Source organism: Rhodococcus sp. NPDC060176 (assembly GCF_042728675.1).
Taxonomy (GTDB): Bacteria; Actinomycetota; Actinomycetes; order Mycobacteriales; family Mycobacteriaceae; genus Rhodococcus_F.
In genome coordinates, this window is sequence record NZ_JBHWYS010000005.1 from 140224 (window position 1) to 158228 (window position 18005).

16 protein-coding genes are annotated in these 18005 nt (G+C 61.6%); 10 read left to right on the plus strand and 6 right to left on the minus strand.

All coding sequences use genetic code 11. From position 1 onward, the window contains the following. Positions 1-2: 2 nt before the first annotated feature. From ACFWEM_RS23125 to ACFWEM_RS23150, 6 genes are all read left to right on the plus strand, one after another. Positions 3-962 (plus strand): branched-chain amino acid ABC transporter permease, encoded by a 960-nt coding sequence (locus ACFWEM_RS23125; RefSeq protein WP_378537811.1) that lies wholly within the window; start codon positions 3-5, stop codon positions 960-962. Further along, positions 959-1732 carry an ABC transporter ATP-binding protein gene (locus ACFWEM_RS23130; protein ID WP_378537442.1) on the plus strand — a complete coding sequence of 258 codons (774 nt, stop codon included), beginning with the start codon at positions 959-961 and terminating at the stop codon, positions 1730-1732. The genes ACFWEM_RS23125 and ACFWEM_RS23130 overlap by 4 nt, the downstream gene beginning before the upstream one ends. A 2-nt stretch (positions 1733-1734) precedes the next feature. After that, positions 1735-2439 (plus strand): ABC transporter ATP-binding protein, encoded by a 705-nt coding sequence (locus ACFWEM_RS23135; RefSeq protein WP_378537444.1) that lies wholly within the window; start codon positions 1735-1737, stop codon positions 2437-2439. A gap of 9 nt (positions 2440-2448) precedes the next feature. Continuing rightward, the gene (locus ACFWEM_RS23140; RefSeq protein ID WP_378537446.1) at positions 2449-4089 is read left to right on the plus strand and encodes a class I adenylate-forming enzyme family protein; all 1641 of its coding nucleotides are present in this window, start codon (positions 2449-2451) and stop codon (positions 4087-4089) included. Between the two features lie 68 nt (positions 4090-4157). Next, on the plus strand, positions 4158-5177 hold the full coding sequence (locus tag ACFWEM_RS23145; protein ID WP_378537448.1) for an alpha/beta hydrolase: 1020 nt from the start codon (positions 4158-4160) through the stop codon (positions 5175-5177). A gap of 131 nt (positions 5178-5308) precedes the next feature. Continuing rightward, positions 5309-6328, plus strand: a complete 1020-nt coding sequence (locus ACFWEM_RS23150) for an alpha/beta hydrolase (RefSeq protein ID WP_378537451.1) — start codon at positions 5309-5311, stop codon at positions 6326-6328. Between the two features lie 5 nt (positions 6329-6333). Here the strand turns inward: ACFWEM_RS23150 and ramB are convergent, their stop codons facing one another. The 4 genes from ramB to ACFWEM_RS23170 all read right to left on the minus strand — a co-directional run bounded on the left by ramB (position 6334) and on the right by ACFWEM_RS23170 (position 10212). After that, positions 6334-7746: an acetate metabolism transcriptional regulator RamB gene (gene ramB / locus ACFWEM_RS23155; RefSeq protein ID WP_230816883.1), complete on the minus strand. Its 1413-nt coding sequence runs from the start codon at positions 7744-7746 to the stop codon at positions 6334-6336. A 125-nt stretch (positions 7747-7871) separates the two neighbouring features. After that, the gene (gene fmdA / locus ACFWEM_RS23160; protein WP_378537453.1) at positions 7872-9131 is read right to left on the minus strand and encodes a formamidase; all 1260 of its coding nucleotides are present in this window, start codon (positions 9129-9131) and stop codon (positions 7872-7874) included. 81 nt (positions 9132-9212) lie between these two features. Continuing rightward, complete coding sequence (locus tag ACFWEM_RS23165) at positions 9213-9500, minus strand: FmdB family zinc ribbon protein (protein WP_378537455.1); 288 nt, start codon at positions 9498-9500, stop codon at positions 9213-9215. 79 nt (positions 9501-9579) lie between these two features. Beyond that, the gene (locus ACFWEM_RS23170; protein ID WP_378537457.1) at positions 9580-10212 is read right to left on the minus strand and encodes a serine/threonine protein kinase; all 633 of its coding nucleotides are present in this window, start codon (positions 10210-10212) and stop codon (positions 9580-9582) included. A 514-nt stretch (positions 10213-10726) separates the two neighbouring features. Between ACFWEM_RS23170 and aceA the strand changes: the two genes are divergently transcribed. From aceA to ACFWEM_RS23190, 4 genes are all read left to right on the plus strand, one after another. Continuing rightward, complete coding sequence (gene aceA, locus ACFWEM_RS23175) at positions 10727-12016, plus strand: isocitrate lyase (RefSeq protein WP_050656693.1); 1290 nt, start codon at positions 10727-10729, stop codon at positions 12014-12016. 200 nt (positions 12017-12216) lie between these two features. Then, positions 12217-13113, plus strand: coding sequence for a 3-hydroxybutyryl-CoA dehydrogenase (locus ACFWEM_RS23180; protein ID WP_003941541.1), 897 nt, complete (start codon positions 12217-12219; stop codon positions 13111-13113). A 92-nt stretch (positions 13114-13205) separates the two neighbouring features. Then, entirely contained in the window at positions 13206-15512 is a 2307-nt protein-coding gene (gene metE / locus ACFWEM_RS23185; protein WP_378537460.1) for a 5-methyltetrahydropteroyltriglutamate--homocysteine S-methyltransferase, read from the plus strand. A 72-nt stretch (positions 15513-15584) separates the two neighbouring features. Further along, positions 15585-16625, plus strand: coding sequence for an NAD(P)-dependent alcohol dehydrogenase (locus ACFWEM_RS23190; protein ID WP_378537462.1), 1041 nt, complete (start codon positions 15585-15587; stop codon positions 16623-16625). Between the two features lie 5 nt (positions 16626-16630). On the opposite strand, the gene ACFWEM_RS23195 is transcribed toward ACFWEM_RS23190, so the two are convergent. Next, positions 16631-17425 carry an RNA polymerase sigma factor SigF gene (locus ACFWEM_RS23195; protein ID WP_378537464.1) on the minus strand — a complete coding sequence of 265 codons (795 nt, stop codon included), beginning with the start codon at positions 17423-17425 and terminating at the stop codon, positions 16631-16633. Continuing rightward, the gene (locus ACFWEM_RS23200) at positions 17422-17853 is read right to left on the minus strand and encodes an ATP-binding protein (protein ID WP_230816889.1); all 432 of its coding nucleotides are present in this window, start codon (positions 17851-17853) and stop codon (positions 17422-17424) included. The genes ACFWEM_RS23195 and ACFWEM_RS23200 overlap by 4 nt, the downstream gene beginning before the upstream one ends. Between the last annotated feature and the right edge of the window lie 152 nt (positions 17854-18005).

Genomic DNA, 18005 nt, shown 5'->3' on the forward strand with positions numbered 1-18005 from the left:
GAATGCTTGCCGTGTCACGGGAAGCTCTGATCACCGTGGCAGTGGTTGCCGCCGTGCTGCTGTGGATGGGGCCGAGTCTGTATCGGCAGGATCTGGTGTTCCTCGCTGCGACCTATTCGTTGATCGCTCTCGGAATGTATGTGCCGTTCGTTCTGGCCGGATCACTGTCGATGGCGTACAGCGCGTACGCCGCGATCGGTGCGTACGCGGTTGCGCTGATCTCTGTTCGGACCGGGTTGTCGATGTGGTGGGGATGGATTCTCGGCGCCCTCGCCGCCGCAGCGGTCGCAGTGCTCCTCAGCTTGGCGACGCAGAAACTCTCCGGGTTCTACCTCGCCGCGGTCACCTTGTTGTTCGGTATCGCCTTCGAGCACTGGCTGATCGACGGGCCGAGCTTCACCGGAGGTTCGGCCGGGATCTCGGGTGTCGAGACTGCGACGATGTTCGGTTGGGAGCCACCGCGTTACGCGTTGGTCGTGTTCGCGATCCTGTTCGTGTGTCTGATCGCGGTCGCTGTCGATCGGCTTCGGAAATCCGTGTGGGGTCTGATGTTGCAAGCTGCCCGCGACAATCGCAATGTCGCACGGTCTTCCGGCGTCAATCCTGCGCACCTGACCGTGGTGGCGCTGGCGATCGGTGCCGCCGTCGCGTCGACCGGCGGATCGCTGTTCACCGTGTCGGTGCAAGCGCTCACTCCTGAAACATTCACTCTCAGTATTGTTTTCCTCGCGATCTTCATGCCGATCATCGGTGGTCGCGGTTCCGCGTGGGGTGCTCCGCTCGGTGCACTGATCGTGGTGATCGTGACGCTGAACATGCCCGGGTACCAGGGAAGCGGTGAACTGCTACTCGCCGGAGCCGTTCTGGTGATCCTCATCGTCGCGCCTGGCGGGGTGATCGGATGGAGCCGGAACGTTCTGGGCCGAATGAACCGTCTGTACAAGGAGCGTGGCAACCGATGACTCGGCTACTCGAAGTGAGCGCGCTCCACAAGTCCTACGGCGGCGTCCGCGCAGTCAGCGACGTCTCGTTCAGCGTCGGACCGGGTGAGGTGATTGGCCTGGTCGGTCCGAACGGTGCAGGCAAGACCACACTCGTGGACTGCATCTTCGGCACACAGCAAGCAGATTCCGGAGCGGTCACGCTCGCCGGTGCCGCCTTGACCGGGCCGTCGGAGCGCCGTGCACGGCAGGGGCTCTCGCGTACGTTCCAGCATCCACAGCTCGCAGCGGAACTCGACGCGATCGACAACATCATTCCGGGACTGTACGGGCACAAGATCACCTCACCGCTGCACTCGCTGTGGTGGGCGATCAAAGGGCCGTTCGAGAACTGGGATCGCGCAGCGCAGCGGGCCCGGGAGATTGCCGCCCGGTACTCGGTTACCGATGTCGAAAGTGCCTGCGGGGATCTCAGTTTGGGTGCGCAGCGCCTGGTCGAGGTAGCGCGGGCGATGTCGAGCGAACCTGAAGTCCTCCTGTTGGACGAACCGTTTGCCGGTGCGGATCACGACGGTATCGCCGCGATTTCCCGTGCTGTTCGATCGATTGCTGCACAGGGCAAGGGAGTGGTTCTGGTCGATCACAACGTCGATCTCATCGCGGCGCTCGCAACCAAGATCGTTCTGCTCAATTTCGGATCGGTGGCGTTCTACGGACCGCCGCAGGAATGCCTGGCCAGCGATGCGATGCGCGAAGTCTATTTCGGTTCCGAATACGAGGAAGGTGCCTGACGATGCTCGAACTCGACAGAGTCACAGTTCGATACGGCTCCGCGGTTGCCGTCAGGAACGTCTCCCTCACCGCCCCGGCCGGTGAAGTGACCGCAATTGTGGGACCGAACGGTGCCGGCAAGACCAGCTTGATCGGAGGAATCTACGGCTCGGTTCCCGCTACCGGGAAAATCACTGTCGACGGTCGTGAGATTCAGAAGCTTTCGGCTCTCGCCCGAGTCCGTAGCGGATTTGCCTATGTCCCCCAGGGCAGGCAACTGTTCATGCGTATGTCCGTTCGCGAGAACCTACGCGTCGGCGCCGACCTGATGGGTTTGAAGGCCGAGGCCGTGGAAACAGCTTTCGAGAGGTTTCCGATCCTGCGCGAACGCTCGGAAAGTTATGCCGGGGTTCTCAGCGGTGGTGAACAGCAGATGTTGGTTCTGGGGCGGGCCCTTCTGGAAACTCCGAAGGTGTTGCTCCTCGACGAGATGATGACCGGGCTGGCACCGAAAATCGTCGCGGAACTGCGAGCGTTGGTCGGCGATCTGGCCGCCGAGGGAGTGACCGTCGTCGTGACGGAACCGGCTCTGGCTGCACTGAAGTCGGTTGTCGACCGCGGATATGTCATGCAACGCGGCGAACTCGTCCGCGAATGCGATTCCGCAGCGACACTGGACAACGCGTACAAACAATCGATGGGCGTACTCAGCGCCGACGGGAGATGATCGACGATCATGGTTGAAACGAAGACACTCGACTTCACCGTCGGTGAATTCGCCACGAATCCGGCCCGGTTCGCCGGTGTCAGCATCAGCGAGATGGTCAGGCATTGGTCTGAGACCATCCCGGACGAAACTGCCTTTGTCACCCCGGAGTCGAGGGTGTCGTGGAAACAGTACGACGCCGCTGCCGATGCCATCGCGTCGGCACTGGACCTAGCGGGTGAGGGATACGGGCATGTGGCCGTGTTGCTTCCCGACACCGCTGTCTTCCATGCGGCTCTCTGCGCAGCATTTCGGACCGGCCGCGTTGCCGTCGGAATCGGTTCGCGCTCCGGCATTCGCGAGATCTCTCATCTGATCGCCCGCTCCGAAGCATCCGTTCTGGTCACCGCGCGCACGCTGCGAGGCGTCGATACCGCCGAACTCGTTGCGAGTCTTCGGGCCGAGCATCCCGGACTGGACGTTGTCTTCGCCGACGAACGCGCCGACGTGATTTTCGAACGCGCGGGCGCAGGTGGCGAATTCACTTCGTTGCCGGTCGAAATCAAGCGTTTCCCCGCAACCAGTCCGTGCTTTGTCACGTCGGGCGTTTCGATGCTGAACTCGACCTCCGGCACGACGGGCCTGCCCAAGCTGGTGACTCAAACCGAGGACCGTTGGGTTGCCTTTTCCGAGATTGCAGCCGAGGCGGCGGCTATCGGTGCAGACGAGGTGTTCCTCGGCGCTGTTCCGGCACCTTTCGGATTCGGTCTCTGGACTTCGCATTTCCTGCCTGCGCTACTCGGTGCTCGTAATGTCGTCATGGAACGCTTCGACGTATCGGTGATGATCGAGTTGATCGAGCGCGAACGGGTAACTGCTTTGAATTGTGTGAGTACACAATTCAAGATGCTGTTGCGCTCGGAGGCCGCGGAATCGGCCGATCTCTCGTCGCTTCGTTTCATGTTCACCGGTGGTGAAGCCGTGCCGTATTCGGAGGCACTGGCTTTCGAGCAACGTACCGGGGCGGCAGTCCTCCAGTTCTACGGATCGAACGAAACCGGCGCCGTCTCGGTGACGACGGTCCTGGACGATCCCGACACCCGACTGAAGACGTGCGGCCACATCATCGATCGCATGCAAGTTCGTGTATTCGACGATGCGGCAAAGGAAATGACCGGCTCCGTCCGTCGAGGTCAGCCTGCGGTTAACGGCCCACTGATGTGCCAAGGGTACTGGGGTGACGTCGATGCGAACGACGAGTTGTACACCGACGAAGGTTGGATGCTTCTCGGCGACATCGTCGAGATCGACGAGACGGGACGGGTGCGTGTGGTCGGACGCAAAGCGGACATCATCATTCGTGGCGGCAAGAACATTTCCGCGGTCGAAGTCGAGGAGTATGTACGCGCGCACCCTTCGGTGGAACTGGTCTCGGTAGTGGGAGTCGACGATCCGCTGTTCGGTGAGAAGGTCTGTGCGGTCGTCGTGTCCGCTGATGACGATCTGAGTTCGGAGGACTTGACTGCCTGGCTGCAGAGCCGAGGAGTGACCCGCGAGTACATACCCGAGTACGTGATGACGGTCGCCGAATTGCCGATGGCGGCCGGGGGCAAGGTAGCCAAGGGCGAAGTCAAGGCGCTCGCGCAGAGGCGGATCGCGGAACTCAGCTGATCGAGCCTGGCGGTAACGGCTTCGCGCTACGCTGATCCGGACATTGTGCCGAGAGTGAGGGAAACCCGATGACGAACCCTTCACCGCACCGATGGCGTAAGCGAGCGCTGTGGACTCTCGGGACAGTGATAGTCCTTGTCGGAGCCGTGGTTCTGGCTTTTGTGCTGAGTCCGAGACCCGGCGCGCTCACCGTGCGCTGGGTCTTCGATCGTGATGCTGTGAAAGTCACCGAGGCGCTCGAGAAGCATGCTCCAGGTGGCGTCGACTCGATCAAGGACCAGCACTATCGCGCCGATGACGACGACGCATATCTGGACGTCTACTTTCCTGCAGCGACGACGGCCACGCTGCCCACGGTGATCTGGACTCATGGCGGTGCCTGGATCTCGGGAAGCAAATCCAACTACGCGTCGTACTACGAGCTGCTGGCTTCTCGCGGATACACCGTTGTGTCCCTGGACTACTCACTCGGGCCCGAGCATCACTATCCGACAGCGGTGCGACAGCTCAACGACGCACACGCGTATGTCGTCGCGAATGCGGAACGGCTGCATGTTGATCCGACGAAGATCGTTCTCGCCGGTGATTCTGCGGGAGCGCAACTCTCGAGTCAGCTCGCCACTCTCGTCACTGATCCCGCGTATGCGGACCGCGTGGGCGTGAACCCGTCGCTGCGGCCGGATCAGCTACGCGGAGTGATCCTGAACTGTGGAATCTACGACGTCGGGAACATGGTCGGCGGACCCGGCATCATCGGTTGGGGAGTTGATCGGTCCCTCTGGGCGTATACCGGGGTGCGTGACTTCATGAGTACCGATGCAGCGGATCAGATGTCGACCTTGAACTACGTCACCGATAGATTTCCGCCTGCCTACATCAGTGGCGGCAACTCGGATCCGTTGACCGATTCTCAGTCGAAACCTTTGGCTGATAAATTATCGGCGTTGGGAATTGCGGTCGACACACTGTTCTATCCGGCCGATCACGTTCCGGCGCTCGGTCACGAGTATCAGTTCGATCTGGACAATGCCGACGGTCTCACGGCGCTCGATCGGACGGTTCAGTTTCTCGACGCTCATACCGGCTAGTTACCGGATTGTGTTGAACCGCCGGGAAAATGGTCATTTCGGACAAAGCTCCGAGGATGTGTTCGGAGGGAATTCCCAGCTAGTCCTTTTGGTCTAGCCTGGGGAGATCCGATCCGACACCAGGAGTTGTTGTGCGAGCGTCTTCCCCCGACAGACGGCGAAGACTCGTTGTCGGTAGCATGGCGGCGTTCGTCGTCATTCTGTTCGGCATAACCGCCGCGCTGGTCAGTCCGTGGCCAGGAGTTCTCCTCGTACGGTGGATGTCAGCGGGTGGGTCCGAAGCGACTCACGCCCAACTCGACAAACACGCACCGCCAGGAATCGTCTCGATCCTCGATCAGCCGTACCGCGACGGCGACGACGACGCACGACTGGACGTGTACTACCCGTCGGAGTCCACTCTGGCGCTACCGACGGTGGTCTGGGTGCACGGCGGTGGCTGGATAGCGGGATCGAGAACTGATGCCGACGGTTACTACAAACTTTTGGCAGATCAAGGTTTCACCGTGATTTCGGTGGACTATTCACTCGGACCGGAAGCGTATTACCCCACCGCAGTGAATCAACTGAACGACGCGTATCGATACATCGTGAGCAACGCGGACAGGTTGCATGTCGATTCGAATAATCTCTTTCTGGCGGGAGATTCGGCAGGCGCGCAGTTGTCCAGTCAGTTGGCGACCGTCATGACCAGCCCTGACTACGCGTCGGAAATGGGGTTGGAGCCGGCATTACGTCCCGAGCAGATACGCGGAGTTGTCCTCGACTGTGGGGTCTTCGATCTGAAACCGCTACTGTCGCAGGGGAAGTACTTCGGTTGGGGTGTCGACAAGCAGTCGCTGTGGGGGTACCTCGGAAGGAGGGACTTCGACGGGTCGACTGCAGTGGGTCAGATGTCGACGCTGGGCCATGTGACCTCGGACTTTCCAGCGACGTTCATCACCGGCGGAAATGTCGACCCACTGACCGCCAGCCAGTCGAAACCCATGGCAGAACGGCTCGCCGATCTGGGCGTCGAAGTAGACGCACTGTTCTACCCCGACGATCACGAGCCTGCGCTGGACCACGAATATCAATTCGACCTCGACACCGTGGACGCGATGATCGCGTTCGATCGCACAGTCGCGTTTCTACGCGAAAACGTGCGTTAGCGCGGTCAGCGAATCACGTACGGCGAAATCGAACTCCGGTGCTCGCTGATGTCGAGGTCTTTCCCCAAAGGAGGGAAGGCGCGCTGCGGACAGTTGAGGCGTTCGCAGACGCGGCAGCCCGAGCCGATCGGCGTTCCCGGATTCGACTCGTCCAGATCCAGACCGTCGCTGTAGACGAGTCGATGAGCGTGGCGAATCTCGCATCCCAATCCGATGGCGAAGATCTTCGCGGGCTGTCCGTACCGAGCAGCTCGGCGTTCGACGGTGCGTGCAACCCACAGGTATCGGCGACCGTCGGGCATCTGCGCGATCTGCGGCATGATCTTGCCCGGATAAGAGAACGTCTCGTAGACGTTCCACAGCGGGCACGTGCCACCGCTGGTGGAGAAGTGGAATCCGGTGGCGGACTGACGCTTCGACATGTTTCCGGCACGGTCGACACGTACGAACATGAACGGGACCCCGCGAAGTTTGGGGCGCTGCAGGGTCGAGAGGCGGTGGCAGATCGTCTCGTAGCTCGCGGAATAGAAGGCAGACATGCGCTCGATGTCGTAGCGGAAGTCCTCGGCAACCTCGTGAAACTGGCTGTAGGGCAGCACCGTGGCCGCGGCGAAATAGTTGGCCAAGCCAAGCTTCGCCAGGGAGACCGATGCTTCGCTGGTGAAGTTGCCCTCGGCCACCAACGAGTCGAGCAGTTCGCCATGCTCGAGGTACGCGAGTTCTGTCGCGAACTTGAAGACCTGTTGCCCGCCCGAGAGCCTTGCGGAGATTTCCAGGACCCTGGTGTCGGGGTCGTAGCGATGAAGTATGTTCTCGCCCAAGTCGACTCGTCGAACGATCTGCACGTCGTGGACGGACTCGAGGCGTCTGGCGATCTCACCGGCGACGTCGCCACGGTGAAAGCGCATCCGGGCAGTGAGTTCTTCGGCTGCGGTGTCGAGATCGTGGATGTAGTTCTGTCGCTGATAGAAGTAGTCGCGCACTTCCTCATGCGGCATGGTGATCGAACCGCTGCCGCTGCCGTCCGAGAAACGGTCCTCCGTGGCTGCGGCGAGCTGGGCCGTCGTGTTGCGGAAGCGGCGATGCATGTTCACCATCGCCTTGGCGAGGCCGGGGTGGGTTGAGACCATCTCCGCGATTTCGTGGGCGTCGGCGTCGATACCCATCTCCTGATCGAGGGCAACTTCACGCATTTCCGCGATCAGGCGTGTGTCGTCCTGCGGGGAGAAGAAGGTGGTGTCGACACCGAAGACTTCACTGATTCGCAGGAGAACCGGCACGGTGAGTGGCCGGACGTCGTGCTCGATCTGATTGAGATAGCTTGCCGAGATCTCCAGCGTCTTGGCCAGCGAAGCCTGACTCAACCCGCGCTCGGTCCGCAGTTGGCGGAGCCGGACACCGACAAAGGTTTTCGACATTTTCCCAGGATACGAGTGACGGTCCGGCTTCGCAAAGGTGGGTTCGCAGTCTTCGCACAGGGGCTCCGCCCCCGTGAGTGGTTGAGGAGCCTCGGCACTCCCTAACCACTCACGGGGCCGGAGGCCTAGATTTTGTTCTCCGAACGCGGAGCGCCAATTCCGGGATCGATCTGGAACGGTCCGCTCGACGACGGTGCGAGCGGGAAGTCGAAGATCGCTGTCGGGAGATACACCGTCGAACACGAGTTGGGGATATCCACGACGCCCGACAGACGACCCTCGATCGGTGCCGCACCGAGTAGCAGGTACGCCTGCTCCGGTGCGTAGCCGAACTTGGTCAGGTATTCGATCGCATGCAGGCACGCACGCTGGTACGACAGATGTGAATCCAGGTACTTCTGTTCGCCGTCCAACGTGACAGAAGTGCCCGAGAATGCAAGCCACTCGGAATACTGCGGATCCGTGTTGCCCGGCATGAAGATCGCGTTCTCGGAAACGCCGTAGGTATCCATGCCGCCCTTGATGATGTCCACACGAAGGTCGATGAAGCCGCCCATCTCGATGGCACCGCAGAACGTGATCTCGCCGTCCCCCTGGGAGAAGTGAAGATCGCCGACCGACAAATTCGCGCCGTCCACGAACACCGGATAGAAGATTCGGCTGCCCTTGGTGAGGTTCTTGATGTCCTGGTTTCCGCCGTTCTCGCGCGGGGGAGCGGTGCGAGCCGCCTCGCCGGCCACGCGTGTGTACTCGTCACCGGTCAAGGTTCCCAGAACGGCATCGCGGGGCTCGGGCGGAAGCGCAAGCGGGGGAACCCGATTGGGGTCGGTGGCAATCAGGGCGCCCTCGCGGGCATTCCACTTGGCGAGCAGGGCTGCCGACGGAGCCGTGCCCATGAGTCCCGGGTGGACGATGCCTGTGAACGAGACGTGCGGAATGTGGCGCGACGTCGCCGTTTGTCCGGAGAAATCCCAGACAGCCTTGTACGCGTCGGGGAACTGTTCGGTGAGGAATCCGCCGCCGTTGTTCCGAGGGAAGATGCCGGTGTACCCCCAGCCTTGGCCGGCCAACGGACCCGAATCCTCTTGGGGGATAGGACCGATATCCAAGATGTCGACGATCAGCAGGTCGCCGGGCTTCGCGCCTTCGACGGAAAAGGGGCCGGACAGCGTGTGGACCGTGGTCAGTGGTGCATTGAGAATGTCGTCGGCGGAGTCGTCGTTGTGGATTGCGCCGTCGAACCATTCGCGGCAATGGACACGAAACGCATCACCGGGTTTCACCGTCACCGCTGCCGGGATGTCCGGGTGCCACCGATTGTGGCCGACGATCGCCTGGTCGGTGAATTTCTTGGCGGAATCGAGTGGAAACAGCAGTTCGGGCATATGCACTCCTCATTCTCGAAGAAACGGAAAACTCGTGGCGGCAGGACTTTCGTGTCGGATCGTGACTCGCTGTGAGGGTGCTCAGGGGCGAGGTAGCTTGCGGTGCAACGGATTGGATGTGGTCGGGGCAGTTTTTCGGCCGCGGCCGGGTAGTGACCCACTGACCACGGCAGGCTCGTGAGCCGATCGAGCTGTGCTGTCCAGCAGACCCATCACGGCTGACGACGCGTGACTCAAGCGGGGAGACGAGACCACCCGCTTGGACTCGAGGCTGCACTGGGGGCAGCTGATCGACTGGGGCACTTCGGCCATCGCGAACGACCGCTCGAGTGGGCCGCAGCCGGTACAGCGAAACTCGTACAGGGGCATGCGGTCACGCTATCGGAGGATCCGTCAGTACGACACTGGAACGACAAGCGCCGGGTTGCTGCCGCCGCAAGTGCGCACGTCAGCGCAAGTACACAACCGCGTTGTCTCCGCCGGTGCAGGTGACGATGCCCGAGGCCACCTTGCACGCCATGGTGTACTCCTTGCCGGTCACCGGACTACGTGCGGAAACCGTGCTGGATCGACCGGCGGCACCGGAGTTTCCGTAGGCGATCCGAACTGCCTCGGCAAACTCGCACGAAGTTTTGCCCCCACTGGTCGCGGATTCCCTGTAACTTCCCGCCGGCTGCCCGCCGGGGCAGGTGGACGCACCTGCCGGGAAGTTCGCGGCGCGTGTGGTCGTCGGGGATGTCGTGCTTGGAGCAGTTGTCGTGGCACCGGCGGTGCCGGGTGTGTTCGCGGCGGCGGTGGTGGAGTGGGCGGCTCCACCGGCCGTCGAGTTGGGGACGTCCTTCGGCCACAGAACCCATGCAAGCCCGCCGAAGAGAGCCAACACGGTGACGACACCGATGATCGATACCGGAATCACCCAGCCGGGTCGTCGTGGCGGCGGATTTCCACGTGGCGGACCAGGCGGGAATCCCTGCGGTGGGGGATAGGACTGCGGCGCGGCCCGGTATCCCAACTGCGGCGGTTGAGGCCCGGATTGCGACCATGCCTGGTTGTTCGGTGGCTGCTGATAGTTGTCCGGCACAGCTTTATCGCCCGTTCAGTGGTGTCGAGGGCGTCGAACGACAAGTCATGGTTCGACAGCATATGGCCGGTGAACGGGTTGTCGGGGGCTTTGCGAGACCTCGATCTCGGCAAAGTACTCGCGCGAATGCCGTTGCGACGAAGTGATTGCGGTCACTTGCGGGCAATGAAGTTGACTCCGAAGTAGCGGACAGGCCCGTTCCGTGCGCTGCGCGAACAGGCGTAATTCACCAGTGGCGGAGTTGAGTGCATTTCGTTCACAGCCTGCGGTTTCATTGCTACTCGCCAGTACGGAACCTGTCCGAATGGGTAGTGCTCGCCGTGTAGGAATCTTCACAGACTTAGCAAAGTGTGTTGAAAAGGTAGCGAAGATTGGCATTAGCAACAGGTAGACGGCACTTTTTCGATGTGCCATTCTCGGTAGGTACACAAGAAGGGCCTGGCAAGTATGTGAAGTAGTACGCACGTACTGCTCACAACAGGCCGGACCAGCAGATCAAAGAGATGGAGTCTTGATGTCGACCACCGGCACCCCGAAGACCGCAGCTGAGCTCCAGCAGGATTGGGACACCAACCCTCGCTGGAAGGGCGTTACTCGTAACTACACGGCCGATCAGGTCGTCAAGCTCCAGGGCACCGTCGTCGAGGAGCAGACCCTCGCTCGTCGCGGATCCGAGATCCTGTGGGATCTCGTGAACAACGAGGACTACATCAACTCCCTCGGTGCACTTACCGGCAACATGGCTGTGCAGCAGGTTCGCGCCGGCCTGAAGGCCATCTACCTCTCCGGTTGGCAGGTTGCCGGCGACGCGAACCTCTCGGGCCACACCTACCCGGACCAGAGCCTCTACCCGGCCAACTCGGTTCCGGCCGTCGTCCGTCGCATCAACAACGCACTCCTGCGCGCCGACGAGATCGCCAAGACCGAGGGTGACACCTCCGTCAGCAACTGGCTCGCTCCGATCGTTGCCGACGCCGAAGCCGGCTTCGGTGGCGCTCTCAACGCTTACGAGCTGCAGAAGGCCATGATCGGCGCCGGCGCTGCCGGTGTCCACTGGGAGGATCAGCTCGCTTCGGAGAAGAAGTGCGGCCACCTCGGTGGCAAGGTGCTCATCCCGACGCAGCAGCACATCCGCACCCTGACCTCGGCTCGCCTGGCTTCCGACGTTGCGGACGTTCCGTCCGTCATCATCGCCCGCACCGACGCTGAGGCCGCAACCCTCATCACCTCCGACGTGGACGAGCGTGACCGCCCGTTCCTCGACGGAACCCGCACGGCTGAAGGCTTCTACGGCGTCAAGAACGGCATCGAGCCCTGCATCGCTCGCGCCAAGGCTTACGCACCGTACGCAGACCTCATCTGGATGGAGACCGGCGTGCCGGATCTCGAGGTTGCAAAGAAGTTCGCCGAGTCCGTTCGCAGCGAATTCCCGGACCAGCTCCTGGCCTACAACTGCTCCCCTTCCTTCAACTGGAAGGCGCACCTGGACGACGCCACCATCGCGAAGTTCCAGAAGGAGCTCGGCGCAATGGGCTTCAAGTTCCAGTTCATCACGCTGGCCGGCTTCCACTCGCTCAACTACGGCATGTTCGACCTGGCCTACGGCTACGCCCGCGAAGGCATGACGGCATTCGTCGACCTGCAGGAGCGCGAGTTCAAGGCTGCTGAAGAGCGTGGCTTCACCGCCATCAAGCACCAGCGTGAGGTTGGCGCCGGCTACTTCGACACCATCGCCACCACAGTTGACCCCAACACCTCGACGGCAGCTCTCAAGGGCTCCACCGAAGAGGGCCAGTTCCACTAAGAACTGACTTCGGGTGGGGGAGAGGCTCGGCTTCGGGTCTCTCCCCTGCTTGTATCACCGATCTACTTTCTCTCGTCTTCAAGGCAGTTCCAATTGCATCGGCCACCAGCGTCGACGCAGTTCGAAGTGCTTTCTTTGCAACACCTTCAGACTGCAAAACCTTCACCAGACAAACTCCACGAGACAAACAAGGAGCTGACGTGACCAGCGAAAAAATTCAGCGCGTCGGCGTTATCGGCGCCGGAATCATGGGTGCCGGAATCGCCGAGGTGTGCGCCCGCGCACATGTCGATGTTCTGGTCTTCGAGCAGACTCGCGAGCTTGCAGCAGCCGGGCGTTCACGCATCCTGCGTTCGCTCGACCGCGGCGTGAGCAGCGGAAAGATCACAGAACGCGAGCGTGAGCAGGCCGCATGGCGTCTGCGTTTCACCTCCGATCTGGGAGATTTCGCGGACCGCCAGCTCGTCGTGGAGGCTGTCGTCGAAGACGAGAAGATCAAGAGCGAAATCTTCGCCGAGCTCGACGCGGTCGTGACGGACCCGGATGCGGTTCTCGCGTCCAACACGTCGTCGATCCCGATCATGAAGCTCGGCATCTCGACCAAGCGTCCCGAGCGAGTCATCGGTATGCACTTCTTCAACCCGGTGCCGGTTCTGCCGCTCGTCGAATTGGTGACGACGCTCAAGACCAGTGCCTCCGTCTCGCAGCGCGCCGAGGCTTTTGCCAGCGACATCCTCGGCAAGCAGGTCGTCCGCAGTGCCGACCGCTCCGGCTTCGTCGTCAACGCACTCCTGGTGCCGTACCTGCTCTCGGCGATCCGCATGGTCGAGTCGGGCTTCGCTACCAAGGAAGACATCGACAAGGCAACGGTTCTGGGCCTCGCGCACCCCATGGGTCCGCTGGCGCTGACGGACCTGGTCGGCCTCGACACCGTCAAGTCCATCGCCGACTCCATGTACGAAGAGTTCAAGGAGCCGCTGTACTCCGCTCCGCCGCTGCTCCTGCGTATGGTCGAAGCCGGATTGACCGGCAAGAAGTCCGGCGCGGGCTTCTACGAATACGCCGACAACGGTCGCTCCACCAAGCAGGCAAGCTAAGGCCCAAAGCCCCCTGTGCGCGTTTGTGGAGTGTAGAGACTCCATAAACGCGCACAGGGCGCTCGCGCCCCTCGGTTAGAAAGGTCGACCGCATGTCCAGCAGCACTGCAGCATTCGGCTCCAGCGTCCTGGGGTATCCGCGCATCGGGCCGCGCCGTGAGCTCAAGCGCGCCCTCGAGTCCTACTGGCACGGCACTTCGGACAAGGACGCACTTCTCGCGGTCGCCAAGGAACTCCAGGAATCGACCTGGAGCGAATTGGCTGCGACGGGATTGAGCCAGGTTCCCGGCAACACCTTCTCCTTCTACGATCACGTGCTCGACAATGCGCTGCTTTTCGGCGCAGTGCCGGAGCGGTTCAAACCGCTCGAGGGCGCACTCGATCCGCTCGATTTCTACTTCACGATGGCCCGCGGTCGCCCCGACTTCCCGCCTCTCGAGCTGGTGCGCTTCTTCGGCACGAACTACTACTACCGTCAGCCCGAGATCGACGCGAACACGGTGTTCTCGCTCAACTCGGAAGCACTGCTCGACGAGTTCGAACGTGCGAAAGCGCGCGGCATCGAATTGCGCCCCGTCATCATGGGACCGGTTTCGCTGCTTCTGCTCTCGAAGGTCGGGCCCGCCACCGAGAAGTCAGATCCGAACTTCACCCCACTCGATCTGTTGGACGCAATCCTGCCCGAGTACGAGAAGCTCTTCGAGCAGCTCGCCAAGGCCGGTGCCACCTGTGTTCAGTTGGACGAGCCTTCGGTGACCGAGGACCGCACCGCCGACGAGCTCGCCGCTCTGGGACGCGCATACGAGAAACTTTCGACGGCTCCGCTGCGCCCGCGCCTGTTGGTGACGGGTCCGTACGGCAAGTTCGGCGAAGCCCTCAACATCTTGGCGCCCACCAAGATCGAGGCCTTCGGTCTGGACTTGGTGCACGGCAAGATCACGGCCGAGGAACTGGCCGCGGTGCCGAACATCAAGCGCAAGCGCATCTACGCAGGCGTCGTCGACGGTCGTAACGTGTGGCGCGTCGACCGGTTCAACACGTTGACGTACCTGAACGAACTCAAGGACGTCGTGCCTGACCTCGTCGTCTCCACGTCGTCGTCGCTGCTGCACGTGCCGTACGACGTGCTCTCCGAGTACGACATTCCGGGAGACGTCGCAGACCGTTTGGCTTTTGCGAAGCAGAAGGTCGGCGAGGTCGTCTCACTGGCGAAGGCGCTCACCGAAGGTCCTTCGGACAAGTGGCGTAAGCGTCCGACGAAGGTGCACTTCAAGCTCAAGCATGCTGTCCGTGCTCGGGTCAACGCGATCAAGCCCGAAGATCGTGTGCGTGCACCGTACGAGGAGCGTCGCAAAGCTCAGCAGGAACGGTTGAACCTGCCTTTGGTTCCGGCTCAGACACTGGGTTCGTTCCCGCAGACCGACGCGATTCGCCAGGCTCGTTACGAACTCGGCCAGGGGCGCTTGGAGTGGGACGACTACTACAAGCGCATCCAGGAAGAGATCGAGCGCACAATCCGTCTGCAAGAGGACATCGGTCTCGATGTTTTCGTGCACGGCGAGCACGAGCGCAACGACATGGTCCAGTACTTCGCCGAACTGCTCGAGGGCTATGCCTTCACGCACAACGGTTGGGTTCAGGCCTACGGATCTCGTTGTACGCGTCCGCCGATTCTCTACGGAGACATCGCACGTCCGAAGCCGATGACGGTCGAGTGGATTGCGTACGCGCAGTCGCTGACCGACAAGCCGGTCAAGGGCATGCTGACGGGTCCGGTCACCATGATCGCTCGTTCGTTCGTGCGTCAGGATCAGCCGCTCTACGAAACGGCAGAGCAACTGGCACTTGTCATTCGAGACGAAATCGCGGATCTCGAAGCCGCCGGAATCGCCATCATCCAGGTGGACGAGCCGGCAATTCGTGAACTGCTGCCACTGCGTGAGGACGGCCGGGAGGCCTACCTGGAGTGGGCCGTCGACGCGTTCCGTCTGGCAACAGGTGGAGCGAAGCCGGAAACACAGATCCACACACATCTGACGTACTCCGCTCGGTCGTCGGTGGTCGACGCCATCGAACGGTTGGACGCAGATGTGACGGCTATCGTCGCGACCCGCTCCATCACGTGGGTTCTCGAAGCACTCAAGGAAGGCGCGCTCACACACGGCGTCGGCCCCGGCGTCTACGAATCTCGTTCGGCTCGGATTCCCGACATCGACGAGCTCGACGAATTGCTCACCGAGGCAAGCGAATCGATCTCTCTCGATCGTTTGTGGGCAAACCCGGACGGCGGCCTCAAGACCCGCCATCCGTGGCAGCTCGAGCCTTCGCTGCGCAACATGGTTGCGGCCGCGAGGCGCTTGCGTCGTCGCGCCGAGCAAGCCGAGCGCGACGCCGGGTAAGTCACGTAAAGAACTAGTCATGGAGGGGCCTGCGAGTTGCAGGTCCCTCCATGCACGGGTAGGCATGTCTGCATGGTTACTGCTGCTGCTTATGCCGCGACGTCCGCTGACGGTCCGCTCGAGAAGACCACCGTCGAACGCCGCGAGCTCGGTCCACTGGACATTCTCATCGACATCAAATTTGCCGGCATCTGCCATTCCGACATCCACACCGCTCGCAACGAGTGGGGCGGAGCCAAGTACCCGATCGTCCCCGGACACGAAATCGCCGGCGTCGTCGCCGCCGTGGGTTCCGATGTCACCAAGCACAAGGTCGGCGACCGCGTCGGCGTCGGCTGCTTCGTCGACTCGTGCGGGGAGTGCGACGCCTGCGCCGCCGGCGAAGAGCAGTACTGCCGCAAGGGTGTGACGGGTACCTACAACGCCACCGGCCGCGACGGTGAGCGCACTCAGGGCGGCTACTCGACGCACATCGTCGTCACCGAGCATTTTGTTCTCTCGATCCCGGAGGGCATCGAACTCGACGTTGCCGCGCCGCTCCTGTGCGCAGGCATCACCTTGTACTCACCGCTGCGGCACTGGAACGCCGGCCCCGGCAAGAAGGTCGCCATCATCGGTTTCGGCGGCCTCGGTCACGTCGGTGTGAAGATCGCCAAGGCGCTCGGAGCAGAAGTTACCGTCCTGAGTCAGACGCTCGGCAAGAAGGAAGATGGTCTTCGCCTCGGCGCCGATCACTACTACGCGACCAACGACCGTGAGACGTTCAAGGCTCTTCGCGGCGAGTTCGATCTGATCCTCAACACGGTCTCGGTCAATCTCGACATCGACGCCTACATGTCCCTGCTCGCCATCAACGGCACTCTCGTCGAACTGGGCCTGCCGGAGAAGCCGATCGAAGTTCGGGCATTCTCGCTCGCCGCAAACCGTCGTAGTCTCGCCGGTTCCATGGTCGGCGGTATCCCGCAGACACAGGAGATGCTCGACTTCTGCGCCGAGCACGGCATCGGTGCAGAAATCGAACTGATCCCGGCTAGCGACATCAACGACGCTTACGAGCGCGTGATCAAGAGCGATGTGCGATACCGATTCGTGATCGACACCGCAACGATCTGATCCGCTCAGTCGAGTTGCTCGCGAAGATTACTCAGTGTCTTCGCGAGCAATCTCGACACGTGCATCTGGGATACGCCGACTTTCTCGGCGATCTGTGTCTGCGTCAGGTTTCCGAAGAATCTGAGCATCAACACCGTCCGCTCTCGTTCGGGAAGCTTGTCGAGAAGCGGGCGTAACGCCTCGTGATTCTCGACGTTCTCGAGTGCTGTGTCGTAGTCACCGAGTGTTTCCACGAGCGGGAGATCATCGGTGTGATTGGACGCGGCACCGTCGACCGAGACGGTCTGGTACGCGTTGCCGGCGATCAACGCCTGGGCGACTTCTTCGCGTTCTATCCCTAACGTCTCGGCCAACTCGTCGACGGTCGGCGCGTGCCCGAGTTGCTGAGACAGCTCACTGATCGCCTGCCCGAGTTGGAAATGCAACTCCTTCATCCGACGCGGAACTCGTAGCGCCCAACCGGTGTCACGGAAGTGTCGCCGAACTTCACCCATCACGGTGGGAACTGCGAACGAGACGAAATCGGAACCGCGCGTGGAATCGAAACGGTCGACGGCGTTGACCAGACCGAGCCGTGCCACCTGAACCAAATCGTCGTGCGCCTCACCGCGCCCGTCGAATCGCCTGGCAATGTGCTCGGCCAACGGCAGGCACCTGGTGATGAGTGCAGTGCGCACTCGTTCGTACTCGGGGCTGTGGGGTTCGAGGGTCCGCATTTCCTCGAAAACTGGTATGACGTCCCGATATTCGTCGGTGGACCGCCGACGCGGGCGTGAGGGGCCGTCTGCGGAAGCGGTCACAGGCGCCCGCTGAGGGCCTTGGTGAACTTCATGGTCGTGATGTAGCCGGCACCGCCGAGGTTCTCTTCCTGGTCGAGCGAAATCGAATCCGTCAGTTCGGTGAGAATGTGCCACCCGAACGAGCGCTGACTGCCGTCCTCGTACTCCGTGGTGGTCGTCGAAACAGACACGTGCAGTTGTGGGGGAGTGAAGACGAACCGACACACCAGAACCGAATCAGGGGCAGCACGAACAATCAGATGCGTACAGATTTCGTCCATGGCCAGCTTGATGTCGGCGATGGCGTCGAGGTCGAAGTTTTCCTGAATGGCAACGGTGGCAGCCAGTGCACGCAAAATCGACAGCTGATCGAGAGTCGCTTGAATCCTCAACTCCACGACCGGTTGAGTCTGATCCTGATCGGGCTCGAGTGCGCTGAGGTGTGCCATAAGTTCTCCGGATCGTCGTACCAGGGGTCGCCGTGAAGTCTGGTGCCGAGAACGATACCCATCTCGACCTTCACCGTGACCCCCGAACACGAAATTTCGTCGATGGTGGTGCCGGGGTAATCGACACAGTTCTGCTCACGACCGTTGGCAGT

Bases quoted from the DNA above. Each gene is read 5' to 3' on its own strand.
- ramB (WP_230816883.1), bottom strand. From the start codon at position 7,746: ATGTCGAAAACCTTTGTCGGTGTCCGGCTCCGCCAACTGCGGACCGAG.
- aceA (WP_050656693.1), top strand. From the start codon at position 10,727: ATGTCGACCACCGGCACCCCGAAGACCGCAGCTGAGCTCCAGCAGGAT.
- ACFWEM_RS23135 (WP_378537444.1), top strand. From the start codon at position 1,735: ATGCTCGAACTCGACAGAGTCACAGTTCGATACGGCTCCGCGGTTGCC.
- metE (WP_378537460.1), top strand. From the start codon at position 13,206: ATGTCCAGCAGCACTGCAGCATTCGGCTCCAGCGTCCTGGGGTATCCG.
- fmdA (WP_378537453.1), bottom strand. From the start codon at position 9,131: ATGCCCGAACTGCTGTTTCCACTCGATTCCGCCAAGAAATTCACCGAC.
- ACFWEM_RS23130 (WP_378537442.1), top strand. From the start codon at position 959: ATGACTCGGCTACTCGAAGTGAGCGCGCTCCACAAGTCCTACGGCGGC.
- ACFWEM_RS23125 (WP_378537811.1), top strand. From the start codon at position 3: ATGCTTGCCGTGTCACGGGAAGCTCTGATCACCGTGGCAGTGGTTGCC.
- ACFWEM_RS23140 (WP_378537446.1), top strand. From the start codon at position 2,449: ATGGTTGAAACGAAGACACTCGACTTCACCGTCGGTGAATTCGCCACG.
- ACFWEM_RS23200 (WP_230816889.1), bottom strand. From the start codon at position 17,853: ATGGCACACCTCAGCGCACTCGAGCCCGATCAGGATCAGACTCAACCG.
- ACFWEM_RS23190 (WP_378537462.1), top strand. From the start codon at position 15,585: ATGGTTACTGCTGCTGCTTATGCCGCGACGTCCGCTGACGGTCCGCTC.
- ACFWEM_RS23145 (WP_378537448.1), top strand. From the start codon at position 4,158: ATGACGAACCCTTCACCGCACCGATGGCGTAAGCGAGCGCTGTGGACT.
- ACFWEM_RS23165 (WP_378537455.1), bottom strand. From the start codon at position 9,500: ATGCCCCTGTACGAGTTTCGCTGTACCGGCTGCGGCCCACTCGAGCGG.